The organism is Variovorax trehalosi (genome assembly GCF_051216415.1).
Classification (GTDB): Bacteria; Pseudomonadota; Gammaproteobacteria; order Burkholderiales; family Burkholderiaceae_C; genus Variovorax.
The window spans coordinates 139,198-148,714 of record NZ_JBPJZG010000009.1; the positions used below are offsets into that span (position 1 = coordinate 139,198).

The window sequence follows — 9,517 nt, forward strand, 5'->3', positions numbered from 1 at the left end:
TGTCTGGAGACCGCCGCGGTCGTGATCAGTCCGCGCTGGCCTGGATGACGGAGAAGGCGGCTGCCAGTTCGGTGCGAGCGCCGACGGCAATCCGTTCGAACGCCGGGCGCAGGGCCGCGGTGATCGGAGCGCCGCCTTCTTGCGCGATGGTGGCGGGGTCCTGGTAGACGCCGCCCACGCGGAATTCGAAGTGCAGGTGCGGGCCGGTGGCCCAGCCGGTGGAGCCCACCGCGCCGATCGCCTGGCCCTGGCTCACGCTCTGGCCGGCCTTGACGTCGATGCGGCTCAGGTGCGCATACGCCGTTTGCTGGTTGTTGCGGTGATTGATGATGACGATGTTGCCGTAGCCGCTCTGCGTACCGGCGAAGTCGACCGTACCGTCGCCAACCGTGCGCACCGAGGTGCCGGTGGGGGCTGCGTAGTCGATGCCGTTGTGCTGGCGCCAGCTGTTCAGGATCGGATGCATGCGCATCGCGAAACCGCTGGACACGCGCGAGAACTCGACCGGCGTCGCCAGGTAGGCCTTGCGCAGGCTGTCGCCGTTCGGGCGGTAGTAGCTGCCCTTCTGGTTCGCGCCCGGGGGCTGGAACCAGACAGCCTGGTGGATCCTGCCGTTGTTCTCGAACTCGGCCGAGAGCACGCGGCCGCTGCGCAGCGCCTGGCCGTCGGCCTCGAAGGTCTCGTAGACCACGGCGAAACGGTCGCCCTTGCGGAGAGCGCGCACGTCGACGTCGCCTGCAAAGATGTCGGCCAGCTGGCTCGCCACTGCGTCGGGAATGCGCGCGTCGTCGGTGGCTGCGAACAGCGAGGTGCGGATGGTGCCGCTTGCCAGGCGCGTGCCCGGCGTCAGCGTGTCGCGCTCGGTGAGGGCGACGAAGCCGACCGGCGTGCGCTCGATCACGAAGCGCTTGAAGCCGCCGTCGCCGTCGGGAATCCAGCGGGCGCTGAGCTTCTTGAGCTGGTTTTCCTGCGTGGCTTCGGCGGTGACGGTGCGGCCGACGCGCGCGAACAGCGCACCGCGGGCTTCGCCGCTGCTGCGCACGAAGGCGGCGGCGGCGGGGTCCGAAATGCCCAGGCGCTTGAGCAGGGCTTCGGCCGTGTCGCTGGAGCGGGTGGTGTCGGTGCGGAACAGCGTGAAGCTGAAGCCCTCGAGCGACGCGCTCTGGTCTGCGAAAGAGACAGGCGCGGTGGCTTCGAGAATCTGGTGGACCGGAAGGTCGGAAGCGTCAGGACCCAGCGAGGCCACCGCGAGGGTGCCGGCGCTCAGCAACGCCGCCGCGATGACCGCGGTGATCTGCTTGGGGTAGGTCCGGAACGTATAGGCCACGCGAGAAGCGAGAAGCTCCTCGGCGGCAAGAATGCCGTTGATCAAACTATGAATTCCAGCTCAGGTTCTGCAAATCCGTGCTGCAAGGCCCAGTACGTTCAGGGCGGCAGGAGACGGTGCGGAAAAAGCGCCGCTTAGAATTCGGCGCTTGAAAAGTCGGGCTGAGTATAGCTTCGGCACCCAAAAAGTCAGCTAAAAAAGCCCGTAAAGGCCGAATCTGTTACATCCATGACCCTCTCAAATAGTGTAGGACGTGCGCTCGAAATATCCCTCCGTGGGGCTGACGAGCTGCTGCCGCAGGACGAGTGGGTGCGCAAGCTCCAGCGCTCCGAAGCCACCGGGACCCCCCTGCGCATCAAGCTCGGGCTCGACCCGACCGCCCCGGACATCCACATCGGCCACACCGTGGTGCTCAACAAGATGCGCCAGCTCCAGGACCTGGGGCACCGGGTGATCTTCCTGATCGGCGACTTCACCAGCACGATCGGCGACCCCTCCGGCCGCAACAACACCCGCCCGCCACTCACCCGGGAGCAGATCGAGGCCAACGCCCAGACTTACTACAAGCAGGCCAGTCTGGTGCTGGACCCCGAGAAGACCGAGATTCGCTACAACTCCGAATGGAGCGACCCGCTGGGCGCCCGCGGGATGATCCAGCTGGCCGCCAAGTACACGGTCGCCCGGATGATGGAGCGCGACGATTTCAACAAGCGCTTCAAGGCCGGCCAGTCGATTTCGGTCCATGAATTCCTCTACCCGCTGATGCAGGGCTACGACTCGGTGGCGCTCAAGAGCGACCTTGAACTGGGTGGCACCGACCAGAAGTTCAACCTGCTCGTCGGCCGTCATCTCCAGCAGGAATACGGTCAAGAACCGCAGTGCATACTCACTATGCCGCTGCTGGAAGGGCTCGATGGCGTCGAGAAGATGTCCAAGAGCAAGAACAACTACATCGGCATCAGCGAAGACGCCAACACCATGTTCGCCAAGGTGCTGTCGATTTCCGACGACCTGATGTGGCGCTGGTACACGCTCCTGAGCTTCCAGTCGCTGGAGCAGATCGAGGCGCTGAAGGCCGAGATCGCCGGCGGCCGCAATCCGAAGGACGCGAAGGTCGCGCTTGCCAAGGAAATCACCGCACGCTTCCACAGCGCGGCGGCGGCCGAAACGGCGGAGCAGGACTTCATCAACCGCAGCAAGGGCGGCGTGCCGGACGAGATCCCCGAGGTGTCACTGGGTGGCGCGCCGCTGGGCATTGCCCAACTGCTCAAGCAGGCGAATCTGGCGCCGTCGACCTCGGAAGGCAACCGCTTGATCGACGGCGGCGGCGTGCGCGTCGATTCGGTCGTGGTCAGCGACAAGGCGCTGAAGCTGCCCGCGGGCACCTACGTGGTGCAGGTTGGCAAGCGCAAGTTCGCCCGCGTGACCCTGAGCTGACCCCAAAGAAAAGGCCCCTCGGGGCCTTTTCTTTTGACTACCGGACTTCGATGGTGACGCGCCGGTTGCGCGGCTCGTCCACCTCGTCGGCGGTCGGCACGGCCAGGTCGCGCTCGCCGCGGCCCACGGCCTCGACGCGGTTGGCCGGAAACCGCTGCTCGACGAACAGCTGAACCACTTCCTGCGCCCGTCGGCGCGACAACTGGTCGTTCGATTCGCCGCTGCCCTTGGTGTCGGTGTGGCCGGTCACCACGATGTCGCCGCCGCTGCGCGCCAGCGCCGCGGCCAGCGCCTCGGCCATGATCTGCTGCGACGCCGGGGTCAGCGTGGTGCCGCCGACCTCGAAGAACACCGTGTAGCGCTGCGGCAGGGGCGGGCGCATGTCGAACAGCGCCTTGTTTTCCGCCTGGACCTTGGCCGCATCGGCCTGGTCGACCACCGGCGCACCGCTGGCACCCACCGCGGCCGTTGCGCGCTGGTAGGGCTTGGAGAGGACCTCTTCCCCATCCTTGGCGCGCACCACGACGGCGGAAGGCTTGCCGTCGGCCTGCGGCAGCAGCACGACCCGCGTGCCCGGCGTCGAGCAGGCGGCAAGCAAGGCGGTGATCAGTGCAGTGGAAAGAAGGAGGAGCGGGCGGCGCGACATGCTCGTCGTCATCATGGCTTTCCGTCGGTTTGAACGATGAAGTCGGTGCCGCGAATGCCGATGGTGGCGGTTTGCGTCTCGACCCGCACCGCGTCGGGGTTGGTCTTGCCGATCAGGCCCGTGATCATGCGCATCGAACCGCGCAGCAGCGAGACCAGGAGGCCGCCGTCGCGCGTGGTCGAGTCGAAATGGAATTCCTTCAGGTCCAGGCGCGAGGAGGGGCCGACCACCAGGGTCGTGTCGTCGCGCAGAACCACGGCGGCCGAGGAGTCGGGGCCGGTCACGATGCGGTCGACGGACCCGAGGGCATCGCCCGCGGCAGCGGTGCGTGCGGTGCCGGCGGCGCTGAGCAACTGCACATTGCCGCGCACCGATTTCACGAAACCGGCCTGGAGGTCGGCGACCGCACCGGCCGGGGTGGCTGGGGCTGGGGTTGTCTGGGCCTGGGCCATCATGGCGGCGCCCAGCAGGGCGAGGCCGCCCAAAACGTTCAAGAGGTTTTTCATCGTCCCGACTCTCTGCGAAGAATGTTTCGCAATGGTCACAAATATTAAGCCGAAGGCGTTACATATGGACACTGCGCCGATAATTCAGCGTCATCTTGCGGCCTTTTGCCGTTTTTTGCGTCGCCTTTTGTCGATTCGCGGTCCCGATTGCCCATGACGCTCACTCCCAAAACACTGCTTCGCGTCTCTGTGGCCGTTGCCTTGGTCACCATCGTGCTCAAGGGGGTGGCGGGCTACATGACGAACTCGATGGGCCTGATCTCCGATGCGATGGAGTCGTTCGTCAATCTTGCCAGCGCCATGTTCGCCTTGGCAATGGTGACCATTGCCGAGCGGCCGGCCGACGACGACCATCCCTACGGCCACCACAAGGCCGAGTACTTTTCCTCCGGCTTCGAAGGCATCCTGATCGTCGGCGCCGCGGGGGCGATCCTGTGGGTGTCGGTGCAGCGGCTGCTGTCGCCCCAGCCGCTCGAGCAGCTGGGCTGGGGCCTGGCGCTGTCGGTGATCAGCTCGGGCTTCAATGCGGCGCTGGCGGTCGTGCTGTTCCGCGCGGCGCGCACCCACCGCTCCATCGCGTTGGAGGCCGACGGCCGCCACCTGATGACCGACGTGTGGACCTCCGCCGCCGTGGTGATCGGCATCGTCGGCGTGCATTTCAGCGGCTGGCTCTGGCTCGATCCGCTGCTGGCCATCGGCGTGGCGCTCAACATCGTGCGCGAGGGCGTCAAGCTGGTGTGGCGCTCGTCGCAGGGGCTGATGGACGAAGCCCTCGACGCCGAAACGCTCGCCACCGTGCGCGCCACGCTCGACACCTTCGCGGCGCGCCAGCCCGAGGGCGGCCGGCTGCGTTTCGACGACATGGTCACGCGCGGCGCCGGCCAGCGCCGCTTTGCCGACCTGCACATGCATGTGCCCGGCGACTGGACCCTGCAGCGCGCGGCGGGCCTGCGCGACGAACTCGAGCAGGCCTTGATGGACGCTGTGCCCGGCCTGCGCGTCACCATCCAGTTGCTGCCGCTGACCATGGAAGCGCGCGCAACCCAGATCGTGGAAGAACGGAACCCATGAAAGCCATCCTCCAGCGCGTCGCGAATGCCCGCGTCGACATTGCCGGCCAGACCGTCGGCGCCATCGATGCCGGCCTGCTGATCCTCTTGTGCGCGGAACGCGGCGACGTCGACGCGCTCGCCGACCGCATGCTCGCCAAGATCCTCAAGCTGCGCATCTTCTCGGACGAGGCCGGCAAGATGAACCGCAGCGTGCAGGACATCGGTGGCGGGCTGCTCGTCGTGAGCCAGTTCACGCTGGCGGCCGACGTGAGCGGCGGCAACCGCCCCAGCTTCACGCAGGCCGCGCCGCCCGACGAGGGCCGGCGGCTCTACGCGTACTTCGTGGCACAGGCGCGCGCCGCGCATCCAGTGGTGGCGACCGGTGAGTTCGGCGCCGACATGCAGGTGCACCTGCTCAACGACGGGCCGGTCACGATCCCGCTGCAGATGACTCAATGACTCGGTAGGGCAGAGGCTCAAGCAACGCTTCCCATGCGACCTTCGGGTGCGCGTAGCGGTCGATCGTGACCTCTTCGAGATGCCGCATGCGCCAGCCGTCTGCAAAGAGCCGCTCCACCGCGGCGCGGTCAAAAAAGCGCTTGGGAAAACCGTCGAACAGGTAGAAGCAGTCTTCATCCCGTCCGGTGGCCGACGACGGACCGCGCCCGCCGTAATGCCGGTCATTGATCGAATTGAGGCGGCACAGCAGCACGCCGTCCGGGCGCAGCACGCGATGAATTCGCCGTACCAGTTCCAGCGTCGCGCCCCATTCGAAATAGTGCAGCGACAGACTGGCCAGCACCACGCCGACACTGGCGCCGTCCGCCAGCGGAAACGGATCACGGAAATCCTGGCAATGGAACTGCGCGCCCACCGGAATCCGTGCCTGGGCACGCCCTACCGCCTCCGACGACAACTCGATCGCCACGACCTGCAAGCCCGCATCGACCAGCGTGGCGCTGTCGCGGCCCTCGGCACAGCCCAGTTCGAGCACGGGGTCGGCGCCCGCCCGTTCAACGAGCAAGGGCAGCCATCGCTCCAGCCAGCGATCGCCGCCCTCGGCCGTCATCCCTTGCCGTACGGATTGCGGATGCCCAGCTCCGCAAGAATCTGGATCTCGTACGCCTCCATCTCGTCGGCGTCGGCTTCGCTGGTCTCGTGGTCCCAGCCTTGCGCGTGCAGCGTGCCGTGCACCAGCAGGTGCGCGTAGTGCGCGGCCAGCGTCTTGTGCTGCTCCTTCGCCTCGCGCGCGACCACCGGTGCGCACAGCACCAGGTCGGCCATGGCGACCGGGCTCTGCGCATAGTCGAAGGTCAGCACGTTGGTCGCGTAGTCCTTGCCCCGGAACTCGCGGTTCAGGCGCTGGCCCTCGTCGGCATCGACGATGCGCACCGTGATCTCGCCGTCGATGTCCAGCGCATGGCGGATGCAGCGCGTGACGCTGTGGCGCGGCAGCGCGATGCGGTGCCGCTCGACGCCCTTGAAGCGCCCGAACTGCAACGAGAGGGAAAGTGCCGGCAGCGCCATCTCAATGCGCGCCGGTGCGTTTGCGCTGGCCGTCGTAGGCGTCGACGATCTTTGCCACCAGCGGATGCCGCACCACGTCGGCACTCGTGAAGTGCGTGATCGCGATGCCGCTCACGCGCCTGAGCACGCGCTCGGCGTCGATCAGGCCGCTCAGCTGCTGCTTGGGCAGGTCGATCTGGCTCACGTCGCCCGTTACCACCGCCTTCGCGCCGAAGCCGATGCGGGTGAGGAACATCTTCATCTGTTCGACCGAGGTGTTCTGCGCTTCGTCGAGGATCACGAACGCATTGTTCAGCGTGCGCCCGCGCATGAACGCCAGCGGCGCAATTTCGAGCGCGTTGCGCTCGAAGGCCTTCTGCACCTTCTCGTAGCCCATCAGGTCGTAGAGCGCGTCGTACAGCGGACGCAGGTACGGATCGACCTTCTGCGTCAGGTCGCCCGGCAGGAAGCCGAGCCGCTCGCCCGCTTCCACGGCCGGCCGCGTGAGCACGATGCGCTGCACCGCCGCGCGCTCCAGCGCATCGACCGCGCAGGCCACAGCAAGGTAGGTCTTGCCGGTGCCGGCCGGGCCGATGCCGAAGGTGATGTCGTGCTTGGCGATGTTGTCCAGGTAGAGCGCCTGCGTCGGCGTGCGCGCGCGCAGGTCGGCGCGGCGCGTGACGAGCATGGCCGCGTCCTCGTCGCTCATCGAGCCGTCGCCTGCCAGCGTGAGCTGCACCACGGCCGGGTCGATCGTGCGCTGGGCGATCTCGTACAGCGCCTGCAGCACGTCCATCGCGCGCTGCGCCGAGGCCTTGGGGCCGTCGACCTTGAACTGCTCGTGGCGGTGCGCGATCTTCACGCCCAGGGCTTCCTCGATGCGGCGCAGGTGCGCGTCCAGCGGTCCGCACAGGTGTCCGAGGCGCGAGTTGTTCGGTGGGGTAAAGGTGTGTCGCAGAATCACGCCGGACATTTCAAGGAAAAAGGGCACCCATGATAGGCAAACTCACCGGCATCCTGGCCGAGCGCAATCCACCGCAAGTGGTGGTCGATTGCAACGGCGTCGGTTACGAGGTCGATGTGCCGATGAGCACGTTCTACAACCTGCCCGGCACCGGAGAGCGCGTTTCGCTGCTCACGCACTTCGTGGTGCGCGAGGACGCGCAGATTCTCTACGGTTTCGGCACCGCCGAGGAGCGCGCGGCTTTCCGCCAGCTCATCAAGATCACCGGCGTGGGCCCGCGCACTGCGCTCGGGCTGCTCTCGGGCATGAGCGTGGGCGAGCTGTCGCAGGCGATCACGACACAGGAGCTCGGCCGGCTCGTGAAGATCCCCGGCATCGGCAAGAAGACCGCCGAGCGGCTGCTGCTCGAACTCAAGGGCAAGCTGGGCGCCGACATCGGCCTGCCCGCGCATGCGGCCTCCGACGCGCAGGCCGACATCCTGCAGGCGCTGATTGCGCTGGGTTACAGCGACAAGGAAGCCGCGCTCGCGCTCAAGGCGCTGCCCAAGGATGCGACGGTGAGCGAAGGCATCAAGCTGGCGCTGAAAGCCCTGGCCAAGTGAGCCTGCGAGCAGCATGGTCGCGCGTCGAGTCGCTGCGCCACGAGTCGGTTCACAGCGACTCGCTGCTCATGCGCGCGGCCCTGATCGGCTGTGTGCCGATTCTCCTGGCCTACGGATGCGCGGGCGTCGTCTACGGCAATCTGCCGATGATGACGCCGGCCGGCTTCATCGACATGCCGGGCGCCTGCGCATGGCTCACCGCCGCGATGGCGTTCGCACTGGCGATCCTTGCGATTGACTGGCTGGTCCGCGGCGAACTGACACCGCCGCAGCCGCAGGCCGTCGTGGTCACCAAGCGCTGGAGCCGTGGCAGCTACACGCAGAGCGTCATGCCGCCGCATGTTTTCCCCGAACCTCGTTCGTCTCTGCTACGCATCGGCTGCCTGGGCGTTGCGGCTGTGGGTTGTGTGTCTGCGCTGGTCGGCCGCGCCACCCTCGCGCTGGGGTGGCAGGCCTTCGCGCGGCCGGGCGGTCTTGCGCCGCAGGCGGAGTGGCCGCTGTATCCGCTGCAATGGGTTTGGCCCTGGCTGCTGCCGCTGGCCCGGCGGCCCATCGTGCTCGGCCTCATCGGCGCGGGCGCGGTGCTGCTGGTGGCCGCCTACCTGCTGGAGTGGCGCAAGGTCCGCGGCGCGTGGTTCCCGTTCCTGACGGTGCTGCCGATGCTGGTGACGCTCAATTTCCTGGGCGACGCGGGTTTCGATTTCGCCGCCGCACGCGGCCTGGGCGGACTGGTCGAGCCTGAGCTCGCGAGCGCGCTGGCGCAGCAGCCGGGCCGCTACAACGTCTTCAATTTCCTGAGCCTCTGGGGCGCCATCGGCTTCGGCACGGTCGGCTTGATCGTGGGGTTCTGGCTCGGCCGCTCACGGGTGATGGACGAAGACTAGGGCCGCCTTCGCCTCAAGGGTGGATCTTCTCGCCCTTGGCCAGCATCGCCACGAACTGCGCAATGCGGCGTGCGCGCGTCTCGGCCTTCTTCGCACCTTGCGTGCGGAACAGCACCGCATAGCGGTTGCGCGAATCCAGCGTGGCGAAGAACTTCGCAGCCTTCTTGTTCGCGTCGAGCGCGGCCTGAAGATCGGGCGGCACGGTCGCCACGCTCGCTGCGTCGTAGGCGGCTTCCCAGCGCCCGTCGGCCTTCGCGCGTTCCACCTCGGCCAGCCCGCCCGGCTGCATGCGCCCGTCGTCGATCAGCTTCAGCGCCTTGTCGCGGTTGATCTTCGACCAGGTGCTGCGCGCGGTGCGCGGCGTGAAGCGCTGCAGGAAATACTGTTCGCCGTCGCTCTTGTCACTCTTGCGCTGCCCGTCGATCCAGCCAAAGCACAGCGCGATCTCGAGCGCCTCGGGGTGGTCGATGGAGGCGATGCCGCTGGCCTTCTTCGCGATGCGCAGCCACACGCCGGCGTGGGTGGCATGGTGGCTTTTGTACCAGCGCTTCAACGCGGCGGCGTTGGCGCATTCCATCGGCGCGTCGTCGACG

12 protein-coding genes are annotated in these 9,517 nt (G+C 67.2%); 5 read left to right on the plus strand and 7 right to left on the minus strand.

Annotation, left to right across the window (positions count from 1 at the left end):
• Nucleotides 1-25: 25 nt before the first annotated feature.
• Complete coding sequence (locus ACSFA7_RS28535; protein ID WP_435502471.1) at nucleotides 26-1,372, minus strand: M23 family metallopeptidase; 1,347 nt, start codon at nucleotides 1,370-1,372, stop codon at nucleotides 26-28.
• A gap of 183 nt (nucleotides 1,373-1,555) precedes the next feature.
• Here ACSFA7_RS28535 and tyrS point away from each other — a divergent pair, with 183 nt between their 5' ends.
• Entirely contained in the window at nucleotides 1,556-2,764 is a 1,209-nt protein-coding gene (gene tyrS, locus ACSFA7_RS28540) for a tyrosine--tRNA ligase (RefSeq protein WP_435502472.1), read from the plus strand.
• A 37-nt stretch (nucleotides 2,765-2,801) separates the two neighbouring features.
• Here tyrS and ACSFA7_RS28545 read toward each other — a convergent pair whose 3' ends face one another.
• Together ACSFA7_RS28545 and ACSFA7_RS28550 are read right to left on the minus strand one after the other, a co-directional pair.
• The gene (locus ACSFA7_RS28545) at nucleotides 2,802-3,425 is read right to left on the minus strand and encodes an OmpA family protein (protein ID WP_435502473.1); all 624 of its coding nucleotides are present in this window, start codon (nucleotides 3,423-3,425) and stop codon (nucleotides 2,802-2,804) included.
• Nucleotides 3,422-3,916: a FecR family protein gene (locus ACSFA7_RS28550; RefSeq protein ID WP_435502474.1), complete on the minus strand. Its 495-nt coding sequence runs from the start codon at nucleotides 3,914-3,916 to the stop codon at nucleotides 3,422-3,424. Before ACSFA7_RS28550 ends, ACSFA7_RS28545 begins: the two co-directional genes overlap by 4 nt.
• Nucleotides 3,917-4,069: 153 nt before the next feature.
• Between ACSFA7_RS28550 and ACSFA7_RS28555 the strand changes: the two genes are divergently transcribed.
• A complete protein-coding gene (locus ACSFA7_RS28555; protein ID WP_435502475.1) occupies nucleotides 4,070-4,987 on the plus strand; it encodes a cation diffusion facilitator family transporter in 918 nt (305 codons plus the stop codon).
• A complete protein-coding gene (dtd, locus tag ACSFA7_RS28560; RefSeq protein WP_435502476.1) occupies nucleotides 4,984-5,427 on the plus strand; it encodes a D-aminoacyl-tRNA deacylase in 444 nt (147 codons plus the stop codon). Before ACSFA7_RS28555 ends, dtd begins: the two co-directional genes overlap by 4 nt.
• Here the strand turns inward: dtd and ACSFA7_RS28565 are convergent.
• The 3 genes from ACSFA7_RS28565 to ACSFA7_RS28575 are packed head-to-tail and all read right to left on the minus strand — an operon-like array spanning nucleotide 5,399 to nucleotide 7,447.
• A complete protein-coding gene (locus ACSFA7_RS28565; protein ID WP_435502477.1) occupies nucleotides 5,399-6,037 on the minus strand; it encodes a class I SAM-dependent methyltransferase in 639 nt (212 codons plus the stop codon). The genes dtd and ACSFA7_RS28565 overlap by 29 nt on opposite strands.
• A complete protein-coding gene (ybeY, locus tag ACSFA7_RS28570; RefSeq protein ID WP_435502478.1) occupies nucleotides 6,034-6,495 on the minus strand; it encodes an rRNA maturation RNase YbeY in 462 nt (153 codons plus the stop codon). The genes ACSFA7_RS28565 and ybeY overlap by 4 nt, the downstream gene beginning before the upstream one ends.
• Nucleotide 6,496: 1 nt before the next feature.
• Nucleotides 6,497-7,447 carry a PhoH family protein gene (locus ACSFA7_RS28575; protein WP_435502479.1) on the minus strand — a complete coding sequence of 317 codons (951 nt, stop codon included), beginning with the start codon at nucleotides 7,445-7,447 and terminating at the stop codon, nucleotides 6,497-6,499.
• Between the two features lie 20 nt (nucleotides 7,448-7,467).
• Between ACSFA7_RS28575 and ruvA the strand changes: the two genes are divergently transcribed.
• Together ruvA and ACSFA7_RS28585 are read left to right on the plus strand one after the other, a co-directional pair.
• The gene (gene ruvA / locus ACSFA7_RS28580; RefSeq protein WP_126749423.1) at nucleotides 7,468-8,040 is read left to right on the plus strand and encodes a Holliday junction branch migration protein RuvA; all 573 of its coding nucleotides are present in this window, start codon (nucleotides 7,468-7,470) and stop codon (nucleotides 8,038-8,040) included.
• On the plus strand, nucleotides 8,037-8,924 hold the full coding sequence (locus tag ACSFA7_RS28585) for a hypothetical protein (protein WP_435502480.1): 888 nt from the start codon (nucleotides 8,037-8,039) through the stop codon (nucleotides 8,922-8,924). The genes ruvA and ACSFA7_RS28585 overlap by 4 nt, the downstream gene beginning before the upstream one ends.
• A 13-nt stretch (nucleotides 8,925-8,937) precedes the next feature.
• Here ACSFA7_RS28585 and ACSFA7_RS28590 read toward each other — a convergent pair whose 3' ends face one another.
• On the minus strand, nucleotides 8,938-9,501 hold the full coding sequence (locus tag ACSFA7_RS28590) for a YdeI/OmpD-associated family protein (RefSeq protein WP_435502585.1): 564 nt from the start codon (nucleotides 9,499-9,501) through the stop codon (nucleotides 8,938-8,940).
• Nucleotides 9,502-9,517 lie beyond the last annotated feature (16 nt).

Excerpts from the sequence above, each read along its gene's own strand:
- ACSFA7_RS28550 (WP_435502474.1), bottom strand. The coding sequence starts at position 3,916 with ATGAAAAACCTCTTGAACGTTTTGGGCGGCCTCGCCCTGCTGGGCGCC.
- ACSFA7_RS28575 (WP_435502479.1), bottom strand. The coding sequence starts at position 7,447 with ATGTCCGGCGTGATTCTGCGACACACCTTTACCCCACCGAACAACTCG.
- tyrS (WP_435502472.1), top strand. The coding sequence starts at position 1,556 with ATGACCCTCTCAAATAGTGTAGGACGTGCGCTCGAAATATCCCTCCGT.
- dtd (WP_435502476.1), top strand. The coding sequence starts at position 4,984 with ATGAAAGCCATCCTCCAGCGCGTCGCGAATGCCCGCGTCGACATTGCC.
- ACSFA7_RS28565 (WP_435502477.1), bottom strand. The coding sequence starts at position 6,037 with ATGACGGCCGAGGGCGGCGATCGCTGGCTGGAGCGATGGCTGCCCTTG.
- ACSFA7_RS28590 (WP_435502585.1), bottom strand. The coding sequence starts at position 9,501 with ATGGAATGCGCCAACGCCGCCGCGTTGAAGCGCTGGTACAAAAGCCAC.
- ACSFA7_RS28545 (WP_435502473.1), bottom strand. The coding sequence starts at position 3,425 with ATGATGACGACGAGCATGTCGCGCCGCCCGCTCCTCCTTCTTTCCACT.
- ybeY (WP_435502478.1), bottom strand. The coding sequence starts at position 6,495 with ATGGCGCTGCCGGCACTTTCCCTCTCGTTGCAGTTCGGGCGCTTCAAG.
- ruvA (WP_126749423.1), top strand. The coding sequence starts at position 7,468 with ATGATAGGCAAACTCACCGGCATCCTGGCCGAGCGCAATCCACCGCAA.
- ACSFA7_RS28555 (WP_435502475.1), top strand. The coding sequence starts at position 4,070 with ATGACGCTCACTCCCAAAACACTGCTTCGCGTCTCTGTGGCCGTTGCC.